The 25,520-nt window shown below is 68.4% G+C and carries 21 protein-coding genes; 9 read left to right on the top strand and 12 right to left on the bottom strand.

The features are described from left to right. Nucleotides 1-20 precede the first annotated feature (20 nt). The 3 genes from AC1DCU_RS15925 to AC1DCU_RS15915 all read left to right on the top strand — a co-directional run bounded on the left by AC1DCU_RS15925 (nucleotide 21) and on the right by AC1DCU_RS15915 (nucleotide 2,733). A complete protein-coding gene (locus AC1DCU_RS15925; RefSeq protein WP_025875621.1) occupies nucleotides 21-1,589 on the top strand; it encodes a DNA recombination protein RmuC in 1,569 nt (522 codons plus the stop codon). A gap of 60 nt (nucleotides 1,590-1,649) precedes the next feature. Continuing rightward, complete coding sequence (locus AC1DCU_RS15920) at nucleotides 1,650-2,051, top strand: hypothetical protein (RefSeq protein ID WP_312401772.1); 402 nt, start codon at nucleotides 1,650-1,652, stop codon at nucleotides 2,049-2,051. Nucleotides 2,052-2,187: 136 nt separating this feature from the next. Beyond that, complete coding sequence (locus AC1DCU_RS15915) at nucleotides 2,188-2,733, top strand: glutathione peroxidase (RefSeq protein WP_442251391.1); 546 nt, start codon at nucleotides 2,188-2,190, stop codon at nucleotides 2,731-2,733. A 105-nt stretch (nucleotides 2,734-2,838) separates the two neighbouring features. Here the strand turns inward: AC1DCU_RS15915 and AC1DCU_RS15910 are convergent, their stop codons facing one another. The 6 genes from AC1DCU_RS15910 to AC1DCU_RS15885 are packed head-to-tail and all read right to left on the bottom strand — an operon-like array spanning nucleotide 2,839 to nucleotide 6,922. After that, nucleotides 2,839-3,840 carry an MlaA family lipoprotein gene (locus AC1DCU_RS15910; RefSeq protein WP_032978521.1) on the bottom strand — a complete coding sequence of 334 codons (1,002 nt, stop codon included), beginning with the start codon at nucleotides 3,838-3,840 and terminating at the stop codon, nucleotides 2,839-2,841. Between the two features lies 1 nt (nucleotide 3,841). Continuing rightward, complete coding sequence (locus AC1DCU_RS15905; protein WP_025875628.1) at nucleotides 3,842-4,153, bottom strand: STAS domain-containing protein; 312 nt, start codon at nucleotides 4,151-4,153, stop codon at nucleotides 3,842-3,844. Beyond that, entirely contained in the window at nucleotides 4,143-4,805 is a 663-nt protein-coding gene (locus AC1DCU_RS15900) for an MlaC/ttg2D family ABC transporter substrate-binding protein (protein ID WP_025875629.1), read from the bottom strand. The genes AC1DCU_RS15905 and AC1DCU_RS15900 overlap by 11 nt, the downstream gene beginning before the upstream one ends. After that, a complete protein-coding gene (gene mlaD, locus AC1DCU_RS15895; RefSeq protein WP_442251390.1) occupies nucleotides 4,802-5,326 on the bottom strand; it encodes an outer membrane lipid asymmetry maintenance protein MlaD in 525 nt (174 codons plus the stop codon). The genes AC1DCU_RS15900 and mlaD overlap by 4 nt, the downstream gene beginning before the upstream one ends. A 58-nt stretch (nucleotides 5,327-5,384) precedes the next feature. Next, nucleotides 5,385-6,134, bottom strand: coding sequence for an MlaE family lipid ABC transporter permease subunit (locus AC1DCU_RS15890; RefSeq protein ID WP_006404088.1), 750 nt, complete (start codon nucleotides 6,132-6,134; stop codon nucleotides 5,385-5,387). Then, nucleotides 6,134-6,922, bottom strand: coding sequence for an ABC transporter ATP-binding protein (locus AC1DCU_RS15885; protein WP_025875633.1), 789 nt, complete (start codon nucleotides 6,920-6,922; stop codon nucleotides 6,134-6,136). Before AC1DCU_RS15885 ends, AC1DCU_RS15890 begins: the two co-directional genes overlap by 1 nt. Before the next feature lie 194 nt (nucleotides 6,923-7,116). Between AC1DCU_RS15885 and recC the strand changes: the two genes are divergently transcribed. Genes recC through recD form a run of 3 tightly spaced genes read left to right on the top strand, consistent with a single transcriptional unit; the run spans nucleotide 7,117 to nucleotide 16,006 of the window. Next, entirely contained in the window at nucleotides 7,117-10,458 is a 3,342-nt protein-coding gene (recC, locus tag AC1DCU_RS15880) for an exodeoxyribonuclease V subunit gamma (RefSeq protein WP_442251389.1), read from the top strand. Further along, the gene (gene recB, locus AC1DCU_RS15875) at nucleotides 10,455-14,129 is read left to right on the top strand and encodes an exodeoxyribonuclease V subunit beta (RefSeq protein WP_032978526.1); all 3,675 of its coding nucleotides are present in this window, start codon (nucleotides 10,455-10,457) and stop codon (nucleotides 14,127-14,129) included. The genes recC and recB overlap by 4 nt, the downstream gene beginning before the upstream one ends. Continuing rightward, entirely contained in the window at nucleotides 14,126-16,006 is a 1,881-nt protein-coding gene (gene recD, locus AC1DCU_RS15870; protein WP_032978529.1) for an exodeoxyribonuclease V subunit alpha, read from the top strand. Before recB ends, recD begins: the two co-directional genes overlap by 4 nt. A gap of 317 nt (nucleotides 16,007-16,323) precedes the next feature. Here the strand turns inward: recD and AC1DCU_RS15865 are convergent, their stop codons facing one another. The 6 genes from AC1DCU_RS15865 to AC1DCU_RS15840 form a co-directional block, all read right to left on the bottom strand. Beyond that, a complete protein-coding gene (locus AC1DCU_RS15865; protein ID WP_032978532.1) occupies nucleotides 16,324-16,722 on the bottom strand; it encodes a hypothetical protein in 399 nt (132 codons plus the stop codon). Between the two features lie 94 nt (nucleotides 16,723-16,816). Beyond that, the gene (locus AC1DCU_RS15860; protein WP_099844471.1) at nucleotides 16,817-18,856 is read right to left on the bottom strand and encodes an FUSC family protein; all 2,040 of its coding nucleotides are present in this window, start codon (nucleotides 18,854-18,856) and stop codon (nucleotides 16,817-16,819) included. Nucleotides 18,857-18,859: 3 nt separating this feature from the next. Beyond that, nucleotides 18,860-20,320, bottom strand: coding sequence for an efflux transporter outer membrane subunit (locus AC1DCU_RS15855; RefSeq protein ID WP_032978539.1), 1,461 nt, complete (start codon nucleotides 20,318-20,320; stop codon nucleotides 18,860-18,862). Continuing rightward, on the bottom strand, nucleotides 20,317-21,234 hold the full coding sequence (locus AC1DCU_RS15850; RefSeq protein ID WP_025875649.1) for an efflux RND transporter periplasmic adaptor subunit: 918 nt from the start codon (nucleotides 21,232-21,234) through the stop codon (nucleotides 20,317-20,319). The genes AC1DCU_RS15855 and AC1DCU_RS15850 overlap by 4 nt, the downstream gene beginning before the upstream one ends. Next, nucleotides 21,231-21,440 carry a DUF1656 domain-containing protein gene (locus AC1DCU_RS15845; protein ID WP_025875651.1) on the bottom strand — a complete coding sequence of 70 codons (210 nt, stop codon included), beginning with the start codon at nucleotides 21,438-21,440 and terminating at the stop codon, nucleotides 21,231-21,233. Before AC1DCU_RS15845 ends, AC1DCU_RS15850 begins: the two co-directional genes overlap by 4 nt. A gap of 107 nt (nucleotides 21,441-21,547) precedes the next feature. Further along, nucleotides 21,548-22,003: a MarR family winged helix-turn-helix transcriptional regulator gene (locus AC1DCU_RS15840; protein ID WP_025875653.1), complete on the bottom strand. Its 456-nt coding sequence runs from the start codon at nucleotides 22,001-22,003 to the stop codon at nucleotides 21,548-21,550. Nucleotides 22,004-22,630: 627 nt separating this feature from the next. Between AC1DCU_RS15840 and folE the strand changes: the two genes are divergently transcribed. The 3 genes from folE (at nucleotide 22,631) to AC1DCU_RS15825 (ending at nucleotide 25,509) form a co-directional block, all read left to right on the top strand. Continuing rightward, nucleotides 22,631-23,242 carry a GTP cyclohydrolase I FolE gene (gene folE / locus AC1DCU_RS15835; protein ID WP_025875657.1) on the top strand — a complete coding sequence of 204 codons (612 nt, stop codon included), beginning with the start codon at nucleotides 22,631-22,633 and terminating at the stop codon, nucleotides 23,240-23,242. 109 nt (nucleotides 23,243-23,351) lie between these two features. Beyond that, the gene (locus AC1DCU_RS15830; protein WP_025875659.1) at nucleotides 23,352-24,821 is read left to right on the top strand and encodes a DUF3375 domain-containing protein; all 1,470 of its coding nucleotides are present in this window, start codon (nucleotides 23,352-23,354) and stop codon (nucleotides 24,819-24,821) included. Next, nucleotides 24,808-25,509, top strand: a complete 702-nt coding sequence (locus tag AC1DCU_RS15825; protein ID WP_025875661.1) for a DUF4194 domain-containing protein — start codon at nucleotides 24,808-24,810, stop codon at nucleotides 25,507-25,509. The genes AC1DCU_RS15830 and AC1DCU_RS15825 overlap by 14 nt, the downstream gene beginning before the upstream one ends. Nucleotides 25,510-25,520 lie beyond the last annotated feature (11 nt).

Raw genomic sequence — 25,520 nt, 5'->3', positions numbered from 1 at the left:
AGCGGGGCTACACTGGCCGCATGAACATCGAAGTCCTCATGATTGTCGCCGTGGCGCTGCTGCTGGCGACGCTGCTGGTGCTGGTGCTGTTGTGGCGTCGCGCATCCACCAGCGCACCCGCTGCCGAAGTACAGCAACAGCTGGTTACCGAACGCGAACAGCATCGCCTCGCACTGGTTGACGCCGGCCAACTGAGAGGGCGGCTGGAAACCTTGCTGGCGGAGCTGGAAAGCGAGCGCGGCCGAAGCCAGCAGCACGCCCAGCTTGTCACTACCCTGACCGCACGCGTGGAGCGGGAGGCCGCGTTGGCGTCCAGTCGTGAAGCGATGTTGGCCGAGCGCGAAGCTGCCTTGGCGCAGGTACGGGCCGATCTGGCCCAGTCCAGCACGGAGCTGCAGCAGGCGCAGCAGCGTTACCAGCAACTTCATGGCGAACACGCGCGCGCCCTGGCCAACCTGCAGCATTCCGAACGCGCCAGCGCCGAGCTGCGCAGCTATCTGGATACCGCCAAGGAAAAACTGTCCGGTGCCTTCGCGGAACTGGCGGGCAAGGTTTTCGACGAACGCGGGCAACAGTTCGAAAAGAACGTGCGCCAGGCCACGGTGCAGTCACGCGCGGACATCGAAGGGCTGCTCAAACCCTTTGCCGACAGGCTGGGGGATTTCCGCAACCGGGTCGACACGCTGTACGGGGAAGAGGCGCGGCAGCGTGCCAGCCTGCTTGGCGCGGTGGGCGAACTGAAGACCCTCAACCAGGACATGGCCGCACAGGCCTCGGCGCTGACCAATGCACTGAAAGGCAGTGCCAAGGTACGCGGCGACTGGGGTGAGCTGATGCTCGACAACGTGCTGCGTGGCTCAGGCCTGGAGGAAGGCGTCCACTACCAGCGGCAGAAGCACGCGGTGGATGATGAGGGCGCGCGCCTGCGGCCGGACGTGGTGGTGCAGTTCCCCGATGAGCGCAGCGTGGTGATCGACAGCAAGGTCAACCTGATCGCTTGGCAGGAAGCGATGAATGCCGCCACGCCGGAACAGTCCGAAGATGCACTGCGCCGCCATGCGGTGGCGCTGCGCCAGCACGTCAAGGATCTGGGCGAAAAGAACTATCCGAAGGCTCTTGGCAGCGAGACCCTGGATATCACCATCGCTTTCGTTCCCATCGAAGGCGCACTGTCGGCGGCACTGGGCGCGGATGGGGCATTGCAGGCTTATGCCTTCGACAACCGCGTGGTGTTTGCCTCGCCCAACACGCTGATGGCCCTGTTGAGGGTGGCCGAGCGTCTGTGGACACGTGACAAGGTGCAGAAGCAGGCATTGAAGATCAGTGAAGCCGGTGGACTGGTGCTGGATGCCCTGACCGGATTCCTGCAGGACTTCAATGCCATGGGCAGGAAGCTCGACGATGCAGGCAAGGCTTACGCCGACGCGCGCAACCGCCTGATCGATTCGCCGCAGTCAGCCATCAGCCGTGCCCGCCGACTTGCCGAACTGGGCAGCAAATCAAAGCGCGCGTTGCCCCCTGAGCTGACCCCCGATCCGTTGCAGCAGTTGACCTCTGCCGACGGAGAGGAAGACGGCAACGCCGGCTGACACGCCACCTGCATCGCCGGGTGCGTATGCTGGCGCCGTCCTCACTGACCAGGTACCGCCATGCGCCTCCGATTCCTTGCCAGCGCTGCCTTGGGCGCGCTGCTTGCCGCCTGCAGCAGTGCTCCACCCGCCAGTGACGATGCAGGCGCGGCAGCCACGGTGGCCGACAGCCCTGAAGCCGCTGCAGCCTATGAAGAAGCACGCGATGTGGACTGCCGCGCGGCGGGCGGTACCCTGCAGCCCTTGGGCCGCCTGCAACGGGTGCAGTGCGTGATTCCCTATGCTGACGCGGGCAAGTCCTGCAGCAGCAAGAGCGACTGCAGCGGCCAGTGCCTGGCGTCCGCCGAGGTGACCGCAGGCGCGGTGGCAACCGGCACCTGCCAGCGTGATGTCAGCCAGAACTTCGGTTGCCGGCAACGCATCGACGGTGGCAAGGCACAAGGCACCCTCTGCGTCGACTGACGGTAGTGCCGGCCGCTGGCCGGCAGCTGCACGAYCGTTCCCGAAGAKTCATGAGGCTGCCGGCCAGCGGCCGGCACTACCGGTCACGTGCGGCGGTATGCTGGTGGGCCTTTCCCCACTGTAGCCGGAGCCCCGCGTGAGCACCTCGATCCAGGATATTTCCCTCACCACCATCGACGGCCAGCCGTCCTCTCTTGCCGACTACCAGGGCAAGGTGCTGCTGCTGGTCAACGTGGCGTCCAAGTGCGGCCTGACCCCGCAGTACGAAGGCCTGCAGGCGCTGTATGCGGAAAAGCACGCGCAGGGGCTGGAAGTACTGGGCTTCCCGGCCAACAACTTCCTCGGCCAGGAGCCGGGCAGCGAGGCGGAGATCCAGCAGTTCTGCCAGCTGACCTACGATGTGAGCTTCCCGATGTTCGCCAAGATCAGCGTGGCCGGTGAAGATACCCACCCGCTGTACCAGCAGCTGACCGCCGCGCAGCCGCAGGCGATCGGTGAAGGCCCGCTGCGCGAGCGCCTGGCCAGCAAGGAGATTCCGATCCACCCGGCACCGGCGGTGCTGTGGAACTTCGAGAAGTTCCTGGTTGGCCGCGATGGCGAGGTCATCGCCCGCTTTGCCCCGGACGTTGCCGCCGATGACGCGCGCCTGCGCGAAGCGGTCGAGGCGGCGCTGGCGGCCTGAAGACGACGTGCCAACCAAGGTTGGCACCTGCCGGAAGGTGGGTGGACGTCGGTAAAACAAAAAACCCCGCCGAGGCGGGGTTTTTTCATGCGTTGCCGGCAGCGGTCAATTGGTCCACTGCGGCATCGGCATCGCATCGACCGGGATCGGCGAGTTCGCATCGTCGCTGCCACGCTCGCGCTTGCCACGCAGGTCGTTCTCGATCTGGTAGTTGCGGCGCTGCATCCAGGCATCGCGGACCAGGGCGTATTCGTCCACCGCGGTATCGCGCAGGTCGTCGATCGCCAGCAGCTGCGCGCGGGTATCGACCAGCTGCAGGCCCTGCAGACCGATGCGGTACTTGTCGCTTTCGATGCGGCGGATCGGCGACAGCGGGATGTCACCGGCCAGGCCGAACACATCACGCACGGTACGCGGGCCGAAGAACGGCAGTTCCACGTAGCGCGAACGACGCCAGCCCCAGGCGCCCAGGGTCTGCCCGAAGTCCTCGTTGCGTCGCGGCACCATCGCCTTGCTGGCCGGGTCGAACAGGCCACCGATGCCCAGCGTGCTGTTCATCAGGAACCGGCCCAGGCTGTCCCAGGCGTCGCCGGGGCGGCCCTGCAGCAGCTGGTTGGTGATGGTCAGCGGCGCACGCAGGTTGCTGAAGAAGTTGCTCACGCCGGTACGGGCAAAGCGCGGCACCACGTGGGTATAGGCGGTTGCCAGCGGGCGAGCGATACCGCGGTCGACGGCGTTGTTGAACCCGTGCACCTTGCGGTTGAAGGGTTCCCACGGGTCGTACGCGGTAGTGCTGGTGGTGCTGCCATTGGCGCCGTACAGCGCGTCGAAGTCGTCATCGCCGCCCGGTGCGGCGGCGGTGGCATCACTGCCGGTTGCACCCTGCGAGGCGGTAGCCGGTGCCGGCGCGGCCGCAGCAGGTACGGGGGCGTCGGCTGCGACGCTCGCAGCAGGCGCATCCGCACCAGCAGCGTTGTCGACCGTGGTGGTATTCGTCGCCGGCACCACGGTGTCGGCGGTCGGCGCGTCGCTGCGCGCCGGCTTGCCGGCACAGGCGCTGAGCGCGGCGGCCAGGAGGATCAGAGGGAAAACGCGCACGACGTTCATGTCAGCTCGCAGCAGAAGTAGCGTTGAAGTCCAGGTCGGGCGACAGCCGGTAGGCCGCGCTCAGCTCGTTGTAGCCGGCGGGGGCGCCGGAGATTGTCAGCGGATGGCCGCCCTGGCGCGCGCGTGCGGCCAACTCGGCCAACAACGCCAGGCCGGCGCTGTCCACGCGCTCGACCTCCGCCAGTTCCAGCCGCGACAGCTGCGCAGGCAGGGCCTGCAGTTGCGGCCACAGCGCGATCACCGCTGCACGGTCGAGCACCCCGCGCAGGCGCAGGGTGTCACCTTCCAGCAGCGCCAGCGCCTTATTTGCCATTGCCGGCCGGCCCAGCCTGCATGCTGCCGCTGCGCAGTTCGGTGGCCACCTGCTTGATGCCCTTCTGTCGCAGCGGGGCATCGAACTGGTTGCGGAAGGTCTGCACGTAGGAGATGCCTTCGATGTTCACGTCGAAGATCTTCCACTGGCCGCCTTCGTTGCGCATCCAGTACTCCACCGGCGTCGGCTCGCTGCCGGCACGCACCAGCTCGGTGCTCACGCGCACGCCGCGGTTGCCCGGCAGCGGGCTTTCGCCCTTCAGGCGGAAGCTCGGCTTGCCCTGGATGTTGAGCAGGGTCGAGCCATAGCGCTGCATCAGGTTGTCGGCCATCGCATTGGCGAACAGCTTGATGTCAGCGTCCGCAGCGCCGCGGGCGTGCGTGCCCAGCACCAGGCGCGCGGCATAGTCGCGGTCGAAGGTGCGGTTGAGCTCGCTGTCGATATAGCTGCGCAGGCTGGCCGGGTTGCCGCTGAATTCGGCACGGCGCTGCTGCAGGGTGGTGAGGATGCGCGTGCTGGCGTCGATCACCACCTTGCCGGCCTGGCCCTGGGGGGCGGCGGCAGCGGGGGCGGCGGCCTGCGCCTGGGCCAGGAACGGGGTAGCCAGCAGCAGCGACGAGGCGAGCAGGGCCGGGATCAGTTTCATCTTCATGGTTGCGTTTCCGTTGCAGGCGCCTGCGCGCCATCGTTGGGCTTCGGAGCAGCGCCGCCACCGGCGCCGCCACTGAACATGTATTTGCCGACCAGCTGGATCAGGTCCACGGCCGGCTGGGTGAAGACGATCTCTTCGCCGGGCTTCAGCACGTCGGGATCGCCGCCGGGCTGCAGACCGATATAGCTCTCGCCGAGCAAACCACTGGTGAAGATGCCCGCCGAGGTATCGGCCGGCAGATCCTTGACCTTGCTGTCCATGCGCAGGGTCACGATCGATTCGAACTTCACCGGGTCCAGATCGATCGCTGCGACCTGGCCGACGGTGACACCACCGATCTTCACCGGCGCCTGCTTGCGCAGCTGGCCGACCTGGGAGAAGCGTGCCTTGAGTTCATAGCCTTCGCCACCCCAGCTCCAGCGCTGGTTGGTCGAGGCGACGGCCAGCACCATCAGCGAGGCCAGGGCCAGCAGCAGGAAGGCGCCGACGGAGAATTCGAGTCTGGGACCGCGGATGGCCATGTGGATTACCTGATCAGTCGTGGTGGCCGCGCGCCGATGCGCACCGCCGATGGAGGGGTTAGGTGAACAACATTGCCGACAGTACGAAGTTGAACATCAGCACCAGCAGCGAGGCGTTGACCACCGCACGGGTGGTGGCGACGGACGTGCCTTCGATGGTCGGTTCGGCGTGGAAGCCGACATAGGCGGCCACCAGGGCTGCGGTACCACCGAAGATCGCCGACTTCAGCATCGCCACGCCGAAGTCGTCCCAGAAGTCCACGCTGCCACGCAGCGCCGACCAGAACACGCCGTTGTCCAGGCCCAGCACGTGCACGGCTTCGAAGTAGCTGGCACTGATCGCCAGCGAACAGAAGATGCCGGTCAGCAGCGGCACGGTCAGTACCGCCGCCCAGAAGCGCGGTGCCACGGCCTTGGCCACCGGGTCGATGGCCATCAGTTCCAGCGCCTTGATCTGGTCGGTGGCGCGCATCAGGCCCAGCTCGGCGGCGATCGAACTGCCGGCGCGGCCGATGAACAACAACGCGGTCAGCACCGGTGCCAGTTCGCGGTACAGCGACAGGCCGAGCAGGGTGGACAGCGCGTCGGCCGCACCGAAGGTGGTCAGCGTGCGGTAGCCCTGCAGGGTCAGCACCAGGCCGACGAAGGCACCGCCCACGGCGATGATCGGCAGCGAGCGCGCACCGATCTTGTAGATCTCGCGGGTCAGCTCGGCCAGGAAATCACGGGTCGGCAGCGAACCGCGCAGCACGGTCAGCGAGAACAGGCCGGCACGACCCAGCGAGCGGGTGGCTTGCACGAACGGCATCAGGCAACCCTCGCGCGCGGTGCGGCATCAAACGGGATGGGACCATCGGGCTGGCCATGCAGGAACTGCTGCAGCAGCGGGTCCTGGCTGGTCTGCAGCGCCTCCGGCGTGCCCTGGAACACGATGCCGCCATTGGCGATCGCGATTACCTGGTCGCAGATCGGCAGAGTCTCGTGCACGTGGTGGCTGACGATGATGCTGGTCAAGCCCAGGCTGTGGTTGAGGCGCTGGATCAGGCTCATGATCACCCCCGAGGCGATCGGGTCCAGCCCGGTCAGCGGCTCGTCGTAGATCATCAGCGGCGGGTCCAGGGCCAACGCGCGGGCCAGTGCCACGCGCCGGGCCATGCCACCGGACAGCTCACGCGGCCAGGCATCGGCGGCGGCCAGCAGGCCGACCGAATGCAGCTTCATCTGCACCAGCCGGCGCAGCACCGGTGCCGGCAGGCGGGTGTGGGTGCGCAACGGCAGGGCGACGTTCTCGGCCACGGTCAGGTCGGTCAGCAGGCCATTGCCCTGCAGCAGTACGCCGACGCTCTTGCGCATCTCCAGAAGTTCGGCGGTGCGCTGCGGGATGGGTTTGCCGAACAGGGTGACGTCGCCTGCAACCGGACGCAGTTCGCCGGTCAGCGCCGCCAGCAGGGTCGACTTGCCGCTGCCGGACGGACCGAGCACCGCGGTGATGCTGCCCTTGGGCACCTGCAGCGAAACGTCGCGCAGGATCGTGCGCCCGCTCCGGTCGATGCGGACGTTGGACAACTGCACCAGACTGGGAGTGGAAGCCGACATGGGCACCCTTAACGTTTTTTCGACATTGAAGCATCGGGTCAGACTGCTGAACATAAGCAGACTGGACGGTGCAGTATTGTTGCACGGTCGGACCGTCGCCAGACCGGGACAATTCCGAAAACGACCGGAACAATCCGTCGCGATCACCGTACCCCGGGATTGAATACGGGCGGGTGTGCTGCACACTGTGCACGATGAGTGACCCGGGCAGCGACTTCCGCCTCTACCATTCCAATTCGCTGGACGTGCTGGCTGCCCTGCTGGCGCGCAACGTGCGTGTGCCGGTGCCGGGGCAGTCGCTGCTGGCGCCGGAGGTGGTGCTGATCCCGCAGGTGGCGATGCGGCGCTGGCTGCAGGCGACACTGGCTGCCGAGTATGGCGTGGCCGCCAACCTGGAATTCCTGACCCCCGGTGAGTTCGTCGCCCGTGCGCTGAACGCCAATGTCGAGGGCGAAGCCGACGACCTGGACGCGGCCGCCCTGCACTGGCGCCTGTACCAGGCCCTGCGCGATCCGCAGCTGCTGGCACAGCCACCGATGCGCGCGCTGCAGTCCTATCTTGCCGGGGGCGACGCGCTCAAACCCTGGGCCCTGGCCGGCGAACTGGCCTCGGTGTTCGAGAAGTACCAGGCCTGGCGCCGCGACTGGCTGCTGCGCTGGGAAGCCGGCGCCGACGCGGCCGATCCGCAGGCCATCCTGTGGCGCAGCATCGCCGCCGGCCATGGTTACCGCGCGCGCCGCATCCAGGCGTACCTGGACCGCTTCGAGGGCGCCGGCCAACCGCTGCCGCAGGGCCTGCCGCCGCGGATGTCGGCGTTCGCCACCCTCAACATCTCGCCCGACGTACTGCGGGTGATGGCCACCCAGTCGCGGGTGGGCGAACTGCATTTCTATCTGCCCACGCCGGTGCAGTCCTACTGGGGCGACCTGCAGACCCTGGCAGAGCGCCTGCGCAGCGGTGCGCCGGACCCGTTCGGCGAGGCCGCCGGCGAGAACCGCCTGCTGGAAGCGTGGGGTGCGGCCGGCCGCGATTTCATGGCGGTGCTGGGCAGCTATGAAGTGGTGCATCCGGCCGGTGAGATCGCGGCCTATTCCGACCCCGAGCAAGACACGCGGCCGACGATGGACCAGGGCGGGCTGTCCGACAGCCTGCTGCATCGCCTGCAGCGCGACCTGTTCCACCGTCGTGCCTTGCCTTCCGGTGAACTGCGCGATGGCCTGCGCAGCGACGACCCGAGCCTGCAGGTGCACGCCTGCCACACCCGCCTGCGCGAGCTGCAGGTGCTGCACGACCAGCTGCGCAGCCTGCTGCAGGACCCGCGCTTCGACCCGCCGTTGCAGGCGCGCGAGATCGCCGTGCTGGCGCCGGACATCGATCCGTATGTGCCCTATCTGGAAGCGGTGTTCGGCGGACGGGGGGGCGAGGACGAACACATTCCCTACGCGCTGGCCGACAGCAGTCCGTTGGCTGGCGAGCCGCTGGCCGACGTGTTCGTGCACCTGCTTGGCCTGCCGATTTCGCGCTTCGGCCTGAACGAGGTGCTGGATCTGCTGGCCAGTGCACCCCTGGCCGAGGCCGCCGGCCTGGAAGCGGTGGACTTCGACCGACTGCATGGCTGGTTGCAGCAGGCAGGCGCACGCTGGGGCCTGGATGCCCAGCATCGCGACCAGCTGCAGGCCCCCAGCGATGACGCCTACACCTGGCAGTTCGCGCTGGATCGCCTGCTGCTGGGCCACGCCACCGGCAGCGAGGTGGATCTGGTCGGGGTGGCGCCGTGGATCGAACTGGAAGGCGGGGCGCTGGATGCGCTGGACCGGCTGCTGCGCCTGCTGCGCGTGCTGGCCGTCTACCAGCGCCGGCTGGGCGAACTGTTGACCCCGGCACAGTGGCGGCAGCGCCTGCTGTCGCTGCTCGATGCCCTGCTGCCGACACCACCCAGCTCGCCCAACAGCCAGCGCGCGCTGGAGCGCCTGCGCAAGCTGCTCAACCAGTTCGCCGAAGATGCGTACAAGGCCGGGTTCGTCGATGGCGTGCCACCGGAGGTGGTGCGTGCGCACTTCGCCGGTGCGCTTGCCGAGGCCGATACGCGCGCGCCGTTGCTGACCGGTGGCATCAGCTTCGGCCGCATGGTGCCGATGCGCCTGCTGCCGTTCCGGGTGATCTGCGTGCTCGGCCTCAACGATGGTGATTTCCCGCGTCGCGACCCGGCCGCCGGCCTCAACCAGCTCACCGCCGAACTGGATACGCCGCGCCGCCGTCCCGGCGACCGCTCCACCCGCGAAGACGATCGTTTCCTGTTCCTGCAGTTGTTTGCTGCTGCGCAGGACGTGTTCTACCTCAGCTACCTCGGCGCGGACCCGCGCGATGGCAGCGTGCGCGAACCCTCGGTGCTGGTCAGCGAACTGATCGATGCCGCCGCGGCCTATCACCTCGATCCGTCGACCGCCACGCGGGACTTCACCGTGCGCCACGCGCTGCAGCCGTTCTCGCCGGCCGCCTTCGGTGACGGCGATCCACGCCGCTTCAGCTACCGCCGGCAGTGGCACCCGGCCGCCGGGCGGCTGGGCGGGCAGCGCGGCGGCCTGCTGCCGTGGTTCGACGCCGCACTGCCGCCGCCGGTGGACGACGCGGTGGAAGAAGAGGTCTCGCTGGAGAGCCTGCGTCGTTTCCTGTGTGATCCGGCCGGGCAGTTCCTCGCACAGTCGCTGGGCCTGCGCCTGGCCGACGACGTCGAGGACGTCGACGACCTGGAGCCGCTGGTGCTGTCCTCGCGTGGGCCGGAGAAGCGCAGTGTGCAGCTGGCCGTGGTGCAGGCCACCCTGGCCGGTGACGGCGAGCCGCTGTACCCTCGGCTGCGCGCACGCGGGCTGCTGCCGTCGGGCATCCTCGGCGAGCGCCAGTTTGAAGTGGAGCGGCTCAAGACCCGCCCCTATGCCACGGCCATGCTGGGCTGGTTGCAGGGCACGCCGCTGGAGAGCCGCCGCTATGAAGTGGAGATCGACGGCGTTCGCCTGCATGGCCGGGTCGGTGATCGCCATCCCGAAGGCCTGGTGCGCCTGCGCGCCGGCGCCCTCAACGGCAACGCGGTGATCCGCCAGGGGCTGGACTGGCTGCTGGCCAACGCCGCCGGCGATGCCTTGCCGCTGGTGCAGTTCTACGACGGCGGTGATGCCGGCCCCGGTCCGCATGCATTGCCTGCCTTGACCGTGCCCGCAGCACGCGCGGCATTGCGCGCGCTGCTGCAGCTGCGCCAGCGCGGGCTGCGCGAACCACTGCGCTTTGCGCCCTATACCGGCTGGGTGCTGTTCAACGCGCCGGTGGAAAAGCAGCGCAGCGAAGGCTGGAAACAATGGCATGGCAGCGACCGCAGCTGGGGTGAAGCCAACAGTGATGCCTGGCAGCTGCTGCTGCGTGGCGCCGACCCGTTCGCCGACGACGCCAGTTACGCCGACCTGCTGCGCAACAGCCAGGTGGTCTTCAGCGCCGTGCGCGAAGGGCGCAGCTTCGGCAATGATCCACAGGCGGGCCACGCATGAGCAGCGGTGCCGAGGGCGCTACCATCAACACGCATTGCCCCGACCCTTACCTGGCGTTGCCGCTGCACGGCACGCGACTGATCGAAGCCAGTGCCGGCACCGGCAAGACCTTTACCCTGGCGACGCTGTTCACCCGTCTGGTGGTCGAGCAGGGCCTGCGTATCGGCCAGATCCTGGCGGTGACCTTCACTGACGCCGCCACCCAGGAACTGCGCAAGCGCATCCGCGAGCGACTGGCCCTGGCTGCGCGCCTGGTCGACCTGCCGCCCGGCGACGATGAAACACCCGATGCGCTGCTGACCCGGCAGGTGCTGCAACGTCATCTGCAGGACGGCACGGAAACCGCAAAAGCGTTGAAGCGGCGCCTGCAGGTAGCCGCCGACGAGATCGACCTGGCTGCGATCTTCACCATCCACGGCTTCTGCACCCGCGTGCTGCGCGAACATGCGCTCGAAAGCGGGCATACCTTCGACCCGCCCGAGCTGCTGGCCAGCGATCGCGAGCTGCTGGAAGAACTGGCGGCCGATCTGTGGCGGGTGCATGCCAACGATCCGGCAACGCTGGAACCGCTGACCTGGTTGTGGTCCCACCCGGATGCGCTGGCGGCTGACCTGCGCGCGCTGCTGGCATCGCCACCGCTGCACCCGCCACTGCAGCCGCTGGCCGTGGACGATCCGCGCCCGGCGCTGCAGGGCGCGGCGGCGGAACTGTCGATGGCCGTGCGCGAGCACGGTGAGCGCTTCTTCCTGGACCTGTGCGAAGCGGTCGACAACAAGTGGATCAACGGCGTTTCCTACAAGCTGGGCTGGCTGCACCCGCTGGGCCGGCAGCTGTTGGGCTGGGCCGAGCGCGGCGACGCAGCCGAACTGTTGTCCAGCGACCGCTTGCCGGCGCTGCTGCCCGATGCGCTGGTGGCCAAGACCAACAAGAAGTCCGCCGACCGCACACCGTCCTCGCCGCTGCAGGCACCGCTTGAGCGCTACGTGGCACTGCTGGCGCAGCGCGAACAATGGCTGCGTGCCACGGCACTGAACTTCCTGCACGCCCTGCGCGAGGAAGCCACCCAGCGCCTGTCGGTGCTGAAGCGCGTGCGCCGCGTGCAGACCTACGACGATCTGATCGACGGCGTCGCCCGCGCGCTGGAAGGCCCGCAGCGGCTGGCCCTGGTCAAGCAGCTGCGGGCGCAGTACCGCATCGCCCTGGTCGATGAATTCCAGGATACCGATGACCGCCAGTGGGGCATCTTCCATACCGTGTTCGGCGCCTCGCCGGAGGTGGACGAACTGGGGCTGCAGCCGGCGCTGTTCCTGATCGGTGACCCCAAACAGGCCATCTATGGCTTCCGTGGCGGCGACATCCATACCTACCTGAAAGCCAAGCAGGTGGCCGAGCAGGCACCGGCGCTGGACCAGAACTTCCGCTCGCGCCCGGCCGTGCTGCGCGCGCTGCAGGCGCTGTACGACAACGCTGGCGAAGATGCCTTCCTCGAACGCGACATCCGGTTCGAGCCGGTGCGGCCCGGTGGCGTGCGTGTCGATGAGGACTACCTGCGCGATGGCCGGGCCGCACCGGCGCTGACCCTGCGCCTGCTGCGCAGCGACGGTGAAAAGGCCCTTGGCGCCGATGCGTCGCGCGACGCGGCGACCCAGGCCTGTGTGGCAGCGATCCACCAGATCCTGCTGGAGGCGCGTGCCGGCACCGCGCTGCTGCGTGGGCGCCCGGTGCAACCCGGCGATATCGCCGTGCTGGTGCGCTCGCATCGCGAAGCCACGCTGGTGCAGCGTGCACTGGCCGCAGTCGGCATTCCCGCGGTGGCGGCCGGCAAGCAGAGCCTGTTTGCCACCAGCGAGGCCCGTGACCTGCGTGCGTTGCTGCTGGCGTTGCTGCAACCGGCCGACGAAGGGCGACTGCGTACTGCATTGGCAACGGTGCTGCTGGGGCAGCGCGCAAGCGCGATTGCCAGCATGGAGCGTGAGGGGGACCTGCAGCGCGGGTTCCAGGCACAGCTGCTGCACTGGCGCGAGCGCTGGCAGCGTGGCGGCCCGTTCGCGGTGGTGGCCGATGTCTGCGCCGCGCAGGGCGAGCGCCTGCTGGCACTGATCGACGGCGAGCGGCGCCTGACCAACTACCTGCAGCTGGGCGAACTGCTGCAGGAAGCCTCCGCGCAGGCACTGGGCATGCACGGCCTGCTGGACTGGCTGCAGGGGCAGATGGCCAATGCCGACCAGGATGACGAGCAGCAGCTGCTGCGGCTGGAGTCCGACGCGCGACGGGTGCAGATCATCACCCTGCACAAGAGCAAGGGCCTGGAATACCCGCTGGTGTTCCTGCCGTTCGTGGGCATCGATGGCGGCGCGCCGAACACCGCCACGCACTGCACCGTGCACCTGGAGGGTGAGCGCCAGCTGCATTGGAAGCTGGACAGGGACGATGCCTGGGACGCGGCCAGCAGCCAGCGCGAGCGCGAACAGCGTGCAGAAGACGCGCGCCTGCTGTACGTGGGCCTGACCCGCGCCGAGCATGCCTTGTGGATCGCCACCGGCGATCTGGCAGGCCATGCGAAGACCCGCCTGGCGCCGTTGCTGGGCGACCTGCAGGCGCTGCGAGCGCACGCGGACGTGGACCTGGATGACAGTGCGCCGCCGGGCCGCCTGCCGCAGCTGCTGGCCGAAACCGAAGGTGAGCTGCCTGCGGTGCGTGCCTTGACCCGCCGGGTGCCACATGACTGGTGGGTCTACAGCTTCACCCAGCTGGCGCATGCCGACGCTGGCAACGGCGACGATATCGAAGCGGCGGCCACCGAACTGCCGGCACCGGCTGCCGACGAACCCGCCGGTGCCGAGCTGCCGCTGGAACCGGCGCTGCCGGACGCTGCCGCAGAAGACACTGCGCCGCCGGATCCGCGCTTCATGGGCAGCCGCTTCGGCAACGTGCTGCACGATGCACTGGAGAACGTCGACTTCGCACTGTGGTCGCACTGGCAGCCGCAGCAACCGGCACCGGAGGGACAGGCCGACGTTCTGCGCCGCTCGCTGCACGACGAAGGCTATGCCGACGAGGATCTGGACGATGGCGTGGCGGTGCTGGTGCCGCTGGTCGGCCACACCCTCACCGTACCGCTGCCCGAAGGCGGTGCGCTGTGCAGCGTGCCCGAGCATGAGCGCCGGGCCGAAATCGAGTTCCACTTCGCCATCGAGCCGACCGCAGTACCGGTGCTGCTGCAGCTGCTGCACGAGCACGGCATCTCCAGCGCACGGCGCGGTTTCGGCCTGCGCAGAAGGCTGGAAGGCCTGATGACCGGCAAGATCGATCTGACCTACGTGCGTGATGGCCGCTGGTATGTGCTGGACTACAAATCCAACCGGCTGCCGGGTTACAGCCCGGACCTGCTGGAGATCGCCATGCGCCACAGCGAGTACGACCTGCAGGCGCTGATCTATACCGTGGCCCTGCATCGCTGGCTGCGCTTCCGCCTGGGTGCGGCATACGACTACGCGCGCGACATGGGCGGTATCCGCTATCTGTTCTGCCGGGGCCTGGATATCGCCGGCAACGGCGTGCACGTGCAGCGCTTCGCGCCTGAGCTGGTGGATGCGCTGGATGCCTTGTTTGCGGGCGGCGAAGCAGCCCAGGCCGAGATGGCGGCGCGCGCGCGCGGAGAAACCGCATGAACCTGCTGCGCGATCTGCATCGCAGTGGCCAGCTGCGCACCCTGGACCACGCCCTGGCCATCAGCCTCAAGCGCCTGCGCGAAGACACGCCGGACGACGTGGCACTGGCCGCCGCACTGGCCTCGCTGGCCGTGGCGCAGGGGCACGCTGGTTTCGATCCGCGCCAGCCCCAGCGCGTGATCGATGGCATCCCGGCATGGCCCGAACCTGCGCAGTGGCTGGCGCAACTGCAGGCCTCGCCCTGGGTGGCGACCCCGCAGGATGCCAACGCCGCCGCCGCGGAAGCGCCGCTGGTGCTGGAGAACGGTCTGCTGTACCTGCGCCGCTACCGCGAATACGAGCGGCAGTTGGCTGTCGGTCTGCAACGCATCGGCCGCCATCCGCTGGCTGCACCGGACATGGCCGCCGTGGCGCCCCTGTTCGCGCGTCTGTTCCCGCACGCCGCAACGGGTGAGGACCACCAGGCCCGTGCGGCTGGCGTAACCCTGCGCCATCCGCTGGCCCTGGTCACCGGTGGTCCCGGTACCGGCAAGACCACCACCATCGCCCGCCTGCTGCTGCTGTTGGCGGCACAGGCGCAGCACCAGGGCCTGCCCGTGCCGAAGGTAGCGTTGGCTGCACCCACCGGCCGCGCCGCCGAGCGCATGGCCGAAAGCCTGCGCCTGGCCGTACAGCGGCTGCAGGGGCAGGGGCTGGATCCGGCGCTGTGCACCGCGCTGCCCAGCACAGGCACGACCCTGCATCGCCTGCTCGGGGTGATTCCCGATTCACCGCGCTTCCGCCATCACGCCGACAATCCGTTGCCGGTGGACGTGGTGGTGGTCGACGAAGCTTCGATGATCGACCTGCCGCTGATGGCCAAGCTGGTCGACGCGATCGCCAGCGGTACCCGCCTGATCCTGCTCGGCGATCCCGACCAGTTGCCATCGGTGGAAGCCGGTGATGTGCTCAGCGCCATCCTGCGCGCCAGCGGCGATGGCATCGGCACCCGTGCCGACGATGCGCAGGCGCTGCATGGACTGCTGGCAGCGGCGACGCTGCAGCCGCAGGCACCGCCGCGCGCGTTCGCAGGCCGCCGCGTGCAGTTGCAGCGTGGCTACCGGCAGAGTGATGCGCTGGACCTGGCGCCGCTGGCGCAGGCCGTGCGTGGCGGTGACAGCGGTACCGCCCTGCGCCTGCTGCGCAGTGGCGGGCTGGCTGGTGTCCGTTTCCATGAAGGCGAGGCGGACCCGTTGCGTGGCCAGCGCGAGCATCTGCTCGACCACTGGCGCGCACTGGCCGACGCAGTGGACCCGGCGCAGGCACTGCAGCAGGCCGGTCGCTTGCGCGTGCTGACCGCACTGCGCGAAGGCCCGCAGGGCGCGCGTGGCCTCAACAGCCGTATTGAACAGCTGCTGGCTGGCAACACCCCGGGCTACTTCCAGGGCCGGCTGCTGCTGATCACCGAAAACAGCTACCGCCACCGCCTGTTCAACGGCGATATCGGCATCTGCCTGCGCGATGGCAGCGGTGCGATGGTGGCCTGGTTCCCCGGCGAGACCGCCGACCAGCCGCGCGCCTTCCACCCGGCAGCGTTGCCCGCACACGAGAGCGCGTTCGCGATGACCGTGCACAAGGCGCAGGGTTCGGAGTTCGAGGAAGTGTGGTTGCAGCTGCCGAGGCAGGACAGCCGCGTGTTGTCGCGCGAACTGGTCTACACCGGCCTGACCCGCGCCCGCCAGCGCCTGCAGGTGGCCGGCAGCGCCGAGGTGCTGGAGGCGGCATTGAAACGACATGCCAGCCGCCTTGGTGGGTTGGCGTGGCGACTGGGTGCGGAAGAGGTAACCGAGGAACCGGCGCGCGGCGAAGAACCCACCGTGCAAGGCACGTTGTTCTAAACGCCAGCCTTACCATCACGTCGGTCACCTTCATCCACGCACGGCGTGGATCTACCGTGTCGACCAAGGTCGACACCCACCAGRAGCAGGCCMTGCCATTYCGACAGATCGCGGRRAACTGTCGAAGGCGGGGTGGGTCCGGTTGMGGGGGTGTSMGCGGCATGGATGCCGCGRCCAAGCCCCCATGGATGGGTTTACGGCGTCCCCCTCAACCGGACCCACCCCGCCAACCCACGGAGAGCACGCATTTGATGTTGACGTTGCCGTTGCCGTTGCCGTTGATTCGGCGGGTGCAGGGCGCAGCCCTGCCGCCAAATCTATTCCGGCATCAACACCAACCCATCCGGATACACGATCGCCGCTTCATCCGCACTGACATCGAAGAACCCCACGCCGTGCTTCTCGGCCAGGTCCTGCACCCGCCCATGCGCGCGCTCGGCCACCGAGTACGCGAACGCGCCATAGATCACATGGCGGCCGATGCTGTACTCGGTCACCTCGGCGCGATCATCATCGTCATTGCTCAGCGGGCCGTTCATCGGCGGAAACTCCTGCGCCATCTCCGCGAACCATGCCTGCAGCGCCGGGCTGCTGACCGCCGGGTCGTCGTACTCGTGGCTCTCGCCCCACTGCGCCTGCTTCTCGAACCAGGCGATGAACGCCGCCGCTTCACGCGGGGCGACGCTGGCCTCGAACACCATCATGTCGTAACTCATTGAACCGTCCTGTTGCCGTGGCGTAAGGACGCCGGGCATGGCCCGGCGCTACCGGATGACGATGGTAGCGCCGGGCCATGCCCGGTGGATCGCATCAGACGGACGGCGCTGCGGCGTCCGCCAATCCCGGCGCCAACGCCTTCGCTTCCGGGAACAGCGCAAACCGCAGGCCGACCAGGCCCATCAGCGCCTCGTCGCGTGCCTTGCAGGCGGCCACACTGCCGACCCGGCCCAACGAGGTGTCCAGCCGCTCGCGCAGCGCCTCGGCCGCCACAATCGGCTTGCGCGCGGCGATCTGCCGGCGATAGTGCACGGCCACTTCCTCCAGAATGTGCTCGACCGCCTCGCGGCTGCGCTCCGGCAGCTCCAGGCGGGCGCGGCGCAGCTGCAGGATGTTCAGGCCGATGCGCGCCTCGTTGAGCATGTCCACCGAGGCGATGTCGCTGCCTTCCGGGGTCGCCGCCAGGCGCGGTGCCAGCAGGCCGAGCAGATCCAGCATGCGCGCGGCGAAGCGCTGGCGATCCTGCTGGCCACGGCCTTCGGCCGCCTCGGCCAGCGTGGTCCAGCCCTGCCGTACCAGCCGGCGCGCGGTCCATTCGGCACCCACCGAGCGGAACAGCCGGGTCATCACCACCGCAAAGCCAATGCCGATGAACATCGCGATCGACGAGTTGGCGAAGGTCTGCACGTTGGCACTGTAGGTGTTCTGCAGGCTGAGCAGCGCAGCCAGGTTGACCGTCAGCGGCAGCGCGAACAGCGCGCTCTTCGGGTGGTGCAGCAGCAGGCCCAACGGCAGGAACACCACTGCCAGCACCAGCGCCAGCAGGCCGAAGTCGTGCACGGCGGGGAACACGCCGAACAGGTACACGCCGGCGACCAGCGAAGCCACCATCGCCCACACCAGGAACGAGACCATGCTCGGCGCCGGGTCGTCCTGTGCCGCGAAGAACGCGGCGGTCACCGCGGCCATCATCGCGCCGTTGCCACCGCCCTCCCAGCCCAGGCCGATCCACAGCACGCAGTAGCTCATCAGCGCCACACCGGCGCTGAGCGCGGAGAACAGTGCCATGCCGTAGTCGACGTGCTTGTCGGTGGCGGCGCGTTCGGTGCGGATGCGGTAGTGCGCACGGTCCAGCGGCGCGGTGCCCTGGTCGATCGCGTGCTGCAGGGTGCGGCAGTCCTGCCACAGGTCCACCAGCTCCTCCAGGCGCAGCAGCAGGCTGGCCAGCTGCAGGTGCTGCAGATCGCGGTCCACCTGTGGCTTCAGCGCACTGATGCGTGCGCGCAGGCGCGCGTAGTCGCTGGCACTGGACGGCGTGTCGATCCAGTCGTGGATGTCATCGACCAGCGTCGGCAGGCCCTCGGGCAGGGTCTGTCCATCGCTGCGCAGCGCACTCAGGCGGTCGGCGATCGATGACAGCACCGGCAGCAGCAACAGCATGCGTTCGCGCAGGCGCTCCATCGAGACGGCCGCGCCGGCATGGCGTGGGTCATCGCGGCGCAGGAACTCGATCAGTGCCTCGAACTGCACCAGGTCGGCGGCCAGCCGGTTGCGTGGGGCATGCGCGCGGCCGCGCTCGAGGATCTGCCGGCACCACTGCGCTGCGTCCTCCATCCAGTTGCCGATGCGCGCGCCCAGCATCGGCCGCACCGAGGCCGGGAACAGCAGCGAGGCGAACAGCACCGCTACCACCGTACCGAGGATGATCTCCTCGCTACGCGCCACCACGGTGTCGAAGATGGTCTCCGGCGAGGTCACCGCCGGGAAACCGATGAATGCAGTGGTATAGCCGGCAAGCAGGAACGCGTAGCCACGTGGGCCACGGTTGAGCAGGGCCAGGAACAGGCAGCCGGCCAGCCAGATCGACATCGCCGCGCTCAGCACCAGCGGTGTTTCCACCAGGGCGGGCAACATCAGCAGGGTGGCCAGGCCGGCGGCCAGGGTGCCGAGGATGCGGTACACGCCCTTGGCCCGGGTCGGGCCCAGCAGCGGCTGGCTGACGATGTACACCGTGCCCATCGCCCAGTACGGGCGCGACAGGTTGCCGGCCATGGCGATATACAGCGCGACGATCGCTGCCAGGTAGGTCTTGATCGAGAACAGCCAGGCCTGGCGGTCGGTCAGCCCGTTCATCGCTTACCTCGCCGCCGTCGGCGCAGACGCAGACGCGGCACTGTCCTGCCAGCCACCGCCCAGTACCAGGAACAGATGGATCTGGTCGCGCGAGACCTGGGCTTCGGCCGCGGCCAGGGTGGCATCGCTGCTGGCCAGGCTGCGGTCGGCATCCAGGCTGGACAGGTACGGCGTGCGGCCACCCTGGTACAGCCGGCGGTTCTGCTCTGCGGCCATCGCAGCCTGCTCCTGCGCCACGCGCAACGACTGCAGGCGGCGCAGATCCTGCGCATAGCGGTCCAGTGCGGTCTGTGTTTCGCGCAGTGCCTGCAGCACGGCATGGTCGAACTCGGCCAGCGCCGCATCGGCGCCAGCCTCGGCGGCGTGGATGCGTGCATGCGTGCCCGAGGACGGCAGCGTCCACGAGATCAGCGGGCCGAACGACCACTGCTGGGTCATCGGCTGGCCGAAGTCTTCCAGCAGGCCGGCGGCGCCGACCGAGGCGCCCAGGCGGATGTCCGGGTACAGCTCGGCAGTGGCGACACCAATCCGTGCGGTGGCCGAGGCCAGCTTGCGTTCGGCCTGGCGGATGTCGGGACGGCGCTGCAGCAGCGCGCGGCCATCACCGACCGGCAGCGGCTGGGCAAGGGTGGGTGCGTGCGCGCAGTCGATCACCCCGGCCGGCAGCTGGCCCGGGGTCTGCCCAAGCAGTGCCGCCAGCGAATAGGCGGCGGCCGAACGCTGCGCCTGCAGCGGGGGCAATGCGGCTTCCAGCAGCGCGACCTGGGCATTGGCGCGCGCCAGTTCCGGCGGCGTGCCGCGGCCTGCGCTGATCAACCGCTGGGTGACCGAACGGCTGCGCTGCTGCAGCTGCAGGGAATGCTCGGCGACATGCAGCTCATGGTTGGCGTGGCAGATCTCCAGGTAGCTGTCGGCCACCTCGGCCACCACGCTCACCTGGGCCAGGTCACGTGCAGCGGCCACCGACTGTTCGTCGGCGCGGGCTGCTTCGGCACCGCGCTTGAGCTTGCCGAACAGGTCGAACTGGTAGCTCACCGCGAACTTGCCGTCGGCCAGGTTGATCACCGGCAGCTCGTGCTCCTGCAGGAACGACTCGGCCGACAACTGTGCGCGGCTGACGCCGGCTTCGGCCTCGTACTCGAAGCCACCGGCGTCCATCGCCTGCTCGTACACCGCAGCAGCGCGGCGCAGATGCGCGTCGGCAGCCTTCAGTTCGACGTTGTCGCGCAGCGCCTGGGTGATCAGCCCATCCAGCACCGGGTCGTTGTACAGCGACCACCAGCGTGCCGGCAGTGCCTGGTTGGCAGCCACTTCGGGGTTGTGGGTATCGATGAACGCGGCATTCGCCTGCGGCCGCTTGAACGCCGAGCCCTCGGGCAATGCGTAATCCGGGCCGACGGTTCTGCACGCAGCCAGGCTGGCCAGCGCGACGATCAGGCCAAGGCGGGGCAGGGCGGCGTTCACAGGCCCGCCTGTGTCGGCGCAGCGCCGGCCTTCTTGTTCTGCACGTGGCGGCCGGTATCCACGGTCACCGTGGCGGTGCGCCCGGCGATCAGCTCCACGCCGGCAGGCACCTCGTCGATGGCGATGCGCACCGGGATGCGCTGCGCCAGCCGCACCCAGTCGAAGGCCGGGGTCACGTTCGGCAGCAGGGTGCTGCCATTGCTGCGGTAGCGATCCTCGATGCCGGCGGCGATGCTTTCGACATGGCCGTGCAGAGGGGTGTCCTCGCCCATCAGGCGGATGTCCACGCGCTGCCCCGGGGCCACGCCGCGCAGGCGGGTTTCCTCGAAGTAGCCATCGATGCGGAACGAACCGGTATCCAGCAGTGCCAGCACCGGCTTGCCGGCCACCACGTAGTCGCCCACGCGCATGGTGCGGTCGTTGACCCGGCCATTGGCCGGTGCACGCACTTCGGTGCGGGCCAGGTTGAGTTCGGCCAGGTCGACCGCGGCCTGTGCGGTGGCCAATGCGGCCTGTGCGGCCTGCAGCTTGGCCCGGCGCACTTCGGCGTCCTCGGCGGCCACCAGATCCTGCAGGCTGCGGTCGCGTCCTATCTCACGGCGCAGCTGCGCGACCGATGCCTGGCGTTCGGCCAGGCTGGCGCGGCTCTGCTCCAGCGCGATGCGGTAGCGCGCGCGATCGATCACGAACAGCAGGTCGCCCTTTTTCACTGCCTGGTTGTCGGCTACCTGCACCGTTTCGACCAGGCCGGACACATCCGGCGCGACCTGCACCACGTCGGCGCCGACGTGGGCGTCGCGGGTCCACGGCTCATCCATGTAGTAGACCCACAGCTGGCGCAGCACCAGCAGGGCGACGATCACGGCTGCGCAGGTAAGCAGCACCGGCAGAGTCTTCTTCACGATCTTGTTCACGATTGCATCCAACGCAGGAGGTGGAACAGCAGGCCCAGCACGATCCCGTACAAGGCCAGGTTGAACAGCGCCGGGTGCCATACGTGGCGATAGGCACCGGCACGCTGCAGCAGCGCGTGCAGGCCGCTGTTGACCAGGTAGGCCAACACCATCAACCCGAGCAGGGTCGGGACGAACACTCCGTGGAGACTGAATTCACCGGGCATCGGTAGGGGCGGGGACGGTAGGGGAAGGGGAGGTGGAACAGGACAACGGCAACGGGCAAAAGCCGCTGGCGCATGCACGGCAGCGGCGGTATTCACCGACAACGGGCTTACGTGATGCGGTCGGCAGCCTCGGCCAGCAGGCGCCATGCCTTCAGCACGGCATGCAGTTCATCCATGGAAAGCTCGCCGAACACGTCCTGGCGCAGGCCGATCAACTGGTCTTCCAGTTCGCGCACCAACGCCTGGCCTTCCTCGGTCAGCCACAGCAGGTTGGCGCGGCGGTCGCTGGCATCGCATTCGCGGCGGACCAGCCCACTGGCGCAGAGCTTGTCCAGCAGGCGCACCAGGGAAGGGCCTTCCATGCCCAGCTGCTGCGCCAGCGCGACCTGGCGGATGCCACCGCCGGAGCGGCCGATCATCAGCAGGGGCATGGTGCAGGCGGTGGAGATGCCGTAGCTGCCCAACCGGCTGTCGGCCAGGCGCTGCCACTGCCGCCCTGCGTACAGCAGGCCGGAGCTGAGCTGCATCTGCAGCACGGTGCGCTCGTCGAGGGGTCGGTCCATAAGTAATAGATAGGATACTACTAATTTCATTCCTATCAATAGGCTTTGCTGAATGGGTTGGGTGTATTGAGGAAAGCGTTGCGCCTGCTGGCTATCGGTTGGGGTGGCGGAGGGCCGGGCGGGGTAGGACACGCTGCAAGTACGTCCCTGTAAGCTCGATCGGCGCATCCATGCGCCTCACGGTCCTACCCCGCCCGGCCCTCCGCCACCCACCCCACATCCCGCGGGCGCGGAGGGTTGGCTCTTCAAGAACAAGAGCGGTAGCGCCGGGCCATGCCCGGCGGCTCCTGGTGGCACCCGCTCCGCTCGCCGGGCATGGCCCGGCGCTACCAGATCACTCTCCGAAGCCATGAACCCCCAGCTTTTGACCCCGCTTTCGGGCGGTCCGGCCGCGCCCGCAGGAAACTGTCGGGGAGGGGGTGAGGGGGCTGCGCAGGACCGTTGGCGCCATGGATGGCGCCATCGAGCCCCCATGGACGGGTTCAGGGCGTGTCCTGCGCAGCCCCCTCACCCCCTCCAGACCGATAGCAATGACGCACCACGACGACCCCCGATGAACCGTCCCCAGAGGACGACCCACCCCCCGGTCGGGTACGATGCTCGCCCCCCGTTCGGGCGCTGTATGCAATGAGCAAGAACAACGAAAAGGCCGCCCCGCAGGGCGAAGTGACCCAGGTCCAGGCCGAGGATGCCGTGCGCACCCTGCTGCGTTGGGCCGGTGAGGACCCGACCCGCGAAGGCCTGCTGGATACCCCGCGCCGCGTGGCCGAAGCCTATGGCGACTGGTTCAGCGGCTACCGCGACGACCCGCGCGCCTACATGGAACGCACCTTCGAGGAAGTGGCCGGCTACGACGAGCTGATCGTCCTGCGCGACATCGAATACGAAAGCCACTGCGAGCACCACATGGCGCCGATCATCGGCCGCGTGCACGTCGGCTACCTGCCGGCCGGCAAGGTGGTGGGCATCAGCAAGCTGGCACGCGTGGTCGAAGCCTACGCCCGCCGCTTCCAGGTCCAGGAAAAGATGACCGCGCAGATCGCCCAGTGCATCCAGGACGTGCTGCAGCCGGTCGGTGTCGGCGTCGTTGTCGAAGGCGCCCATGAGTGCATGACCACCCGCGGCATCCACAAGCGCGGCGTCAGCATGGTCACCTCGAAGATGCTGGGCAGCTTCCGCGAGGATGCCCGCACCCGCGCCGAGTTCCTGCGCTTCATCGAAGTGGGCGGCAAGCGCTGAGCGCCGTCGCCTCCCGGTGGCGGCCGCGCGTGGCCGCCGCTTTCGCCGTGCCTGCGCCGCGCCTTTGCGCGCGCGCTGGCCGCCGCGCCCTTCCGACCGATCTCGCTGCATGAAGCACCGCGAACGTATCACCCGTTATCGCCACCTGCGCGAACAGCCGCAATGGAAGCTGCTCGCCGCCGACCACGCACCGGAAATCATCGGCCTGCTGCAGGGCCTGCTGATGGACGGCGATCGCACGTTGCCGGCATCGGTCCTCAACGAGCGCCTGCAGCGTGCGCTGGACCAGCTCAACGGCGACGAGTTGTCGCGCGAGCTGCCGCGGACCGCGCAGGCCTACGTCGCCCATTGGCTCGCGCAGGGCTGGCTGGAACGCCGGCTGCCTGAAGGCGCCGACCAGGAGCAGTACGAGCTCTCGACCCAGGCGCTGCAGGCGATCCGCTTCGCCGACAGCATGGAGCAGGCCCGCGTGGCCGCCACCGAGAGCCGTCTGGCACTGGTGATCGAGCAGCTGTCGCAGCTGGCCGCGCAGACCGAGGCCGACCCGGACGCACGCCTGTCCGCACTACGCGACGAGCGCGATCGCATCGATGCCGAGATCGCCCGTGTCAGCGCTGGCCGTGTGACGGCCCTGGACGGCAAACGCGCGCTGGAACGTACGCGGCAGATCATCGGTCTGGCCGACGAGTTGACCGAAGACTTCCGACGCGTGCGCGACGACTTCGAACAGCTCAACCGTGATTTCCGCGAACGCATCATCGATGACGAAGGCGAGCGCGGCGACGTGCTGTCCAAGCTGTTCGAAGGCGTGGACGTGATCGGCGAGAGCGACGCGGGGCGTAGTTTCCAGGCGTTCTGGCGCCTGCTCAACGACGCCGAACAGAGCGCCCAGCTCGATGCCGCGCTGGAAACGCTGCTGGCCCGTGGCTTCGCCCGGCGGCTGGATCGCAACGAGCGCAACTTCCTGCGCGGCTTCACCAGCACCATGCTCGAGCGTGGTGGCCAGGTGCATGACGTGCTGCAGAACTTCGCGCGCAGCCTGCGTGGATTCGTGCAGAGCCGTGGCTACCTGGAACAGCGCCGCCTCAACCAGCTGTTGAAGCAGGCGCAGTCCGAAGCACTGGCACTGCGCGATGACTTCCCGGCGCAGCGCGCCATTGGCCGCGACCTGCAGCTGACCACCAGCCGCCTGCGTTCGTGGTCGCAGTGGAAGCTGCACGACCCGCGCAGCGCGCAGGTCGATGGCAACGTCGAATACAACGATGCGGCCAGCATCAGCCTGGAAAGCGTGGGCGATCTGGTGGCGTCGTCGGAAATCGATTTCCGCACCCTGCGCCGCGACCTGCACGACCTGCTCGACAGGCAGCCGAAACTCAGCATTGCCCAGGCCCTGTCGCAGCGCGAAGCGCCGCAGGGGCTGGGCAGTGTCATCGGTTACCTCTCGCTGGGCACGCGCTTTGGCAGCGTGATCGCCGGCGAACAGGAGCTTGCCGAATGGCGAGGTGGCGACGGACAGATCCGTCGTGCCCGCATCCCGCTGGTTTGGTTTACCCAGGAGAGACGCCATGAGCTGGCATGAAGACCCCATCGATGCACCGCATGCCGACCTGGCCGAAGACGCGTACCAGGCCGAACCGGTGGCGACCGTGGCCCAGCCCCGGCGCGGCAACGACGTCTACTACATGGGCGATACCGGCCGCCTGCCGCTGGATGCGCGCCGCGCGCTGTGCCAGCTGCTGATCGGTCCCAGCATCGACCAGCTGCGTCACGCCAAGCTGTGGCCGGCACTGATCCGCAGCGAAGCCGGTATCCGCTCGGCGCTGTCGGACCTGTTCCTGGAACTGGTGCTCGACCGTGACAGTGGCGTGGCGTTCACCCGCCAGGCCGACACCGAAGATGTCGATGCACCGGTACTGCTGCGCACCTCGCCGCTGACCTTCATCGATTCGGTGCTGCTGCTGTACCTGCGCCAGCAACTGGGCGAAGCCGATGCGCGTGGCAACCGCGCCGTGGTCGCCGATGCCGAAATGGCCGAAGCACTGGCCATCTACGAAAAGAACCTGTCCACCGACCGCGCCGGCTTCAACCGCCGTGTCGCCTCGGCGGTGCAGAAGATGAAGGACAACCACATCCTGACCCGCCTCGGCGGCCAGGAAGATCGCCACGAAGTCTCGCCGGCGTTGAAGCTGCTGTTCTCCGCCGAAGACGTATCCCAGCTGTCGGCGGTTTACCGCCAGCTGCGCGAAACCCCGGCCGCTGAAGCCTGAGAGACCCGAGC

This window comes from Stenotrophomonas sp. 10L48 (assembly GCF_056395105.1).
The sequence above is the reverse complement of the archived record's forward strand: the minus strand, read 5'-3'. Positions and strand labels throughout refer to the sequence as shown.

Bases quoted from the DNA above. Each gene is read 5' to 3' on its own strand.
- recB (WP_032978526.1), top strand. From the start codon at position 10,455: ATGAGCAGCGGTGCCGAGGGCGCTACCATCAACACGCATTGCCCCGAC.
- AC1DCU_RS15885 (WP_025875633.1), bottom strand. From the start codon at position 6,922: ATGTCGGCTTCCACTCCCAGTCTGGTGCAGTTGTCCAACGTCCGCATC.
- AC1DCU_RS15890 (WP_006404088.1), bottom strand. From the start codon at position 6,134: ATGCCGTTCGTGCAAGCCACCCGCTCGCTGGGTCGTGCCGGCCTGTTC.
- AC1DCU_RS15845 (WP_025875651.1), bottom strand. From the start codon at position 21,440: ATGCCCGGTGAATTCAGTCTCCACGGAGTGTTCGTCCCGACCCTGCTC.
- recD (WP_032978529.1), top strand. From the start codon at position 14,126: ATGAACCTGCTGCGCGATCTGCATCGCAGTGGCCAGCTGCGCACCCTG.
- AC1DCU_RS15910 (WP_032978521.1), bottom strand. From the start codon at position 3,840: ATGAACGTCGTGCGCGTTTTCCCTCTGATCCTCCTGGCCGCCGCGCTC.
- AC1DCU_RS15925 (WP_025875621.1), top strand. From the start codon at position 21: ATGAACATCGAAGTCCTCATGATTGTCGCCGTGGCGCTGCTGCTGGCG.
- folE (WP_025875657.1), top strand. From the start codon at position 22,631: ATGAGCAAGAACAACGAAAAGGCCGCCCCGCAGGGCGAAGTGACCCAG.
- AC1DCU_RS15865 (WP_032978532.1), bottom strand. From the start codon at position 16,722: ATGAGTTACGACATGATGGTGTTCGAGGCCAGCGTCGCCCCGCGTGAA.
- AC1DCU_RS15860 (WP_099844471.1), bottom strand. From the start codon at position 18,856: ATGAACGGGCTGACCGACCGCCAGGCCTGGCTGTTCTCGATCAAGACC.
- AC1DCU_RS15840 (WP_025875653.1), bottom strand. From the start codon at position 22,003: ATGGACCGACCCCTCGACGAGCGCACCGTGCTGCAGATGCAGCTCAGC.
- AC1DCU_RS15920 (WP_312401772.1), top strand. From the start codon at position 1,650: ATGCGCCTCCGATTCCTTGCCAGCGCTGCCTTGGGCGCGCTGCTTGCC.
- AC1DCU_RS15825 (WP_025875661.1), top strand. From the start codon at position 24,808: ATGAGCTGGCATGAAGACCCCATCGATGCACCGCATGCCGACCTGGCC.
- AC1DCU_RS15830 (WP_025875659.1), top strand. From the start codon at position 23,352: ATGAAGCACCGCGAACGTATCACCCGTTATCGCCACCTGCGCGAACAG.
- AC1DCU_RS15900 (WP_025875629.1), bottom strand. From the start codon at position 4,805: ATGAAGATGAAACTGATCCCGGCCCTGCTCGCCTCGTCGCTGCTGCTG.
- mlaD (WP_442251390.1), bottom strand. From the start codon at position 5,326: ATGGCCATCCGCGGTCCCAGACTCGAATTCTCCGTCGGCGCCTTCCTG.
- AC1DCU_RS15905 (WP_025875628.1), bottom strand. From the start codon at position 4,153: ATGGCAAATAAGGCGCTGGCGCTGCTGGAAGGTGACACCCTGCGCCTG.
- recC (WP_442251389.1), top strand. From the start codon at position 7,117: ATGAGTGACCCGGGCAGCGACTTCCGCCTCTACCATTCCAATTCGCTG.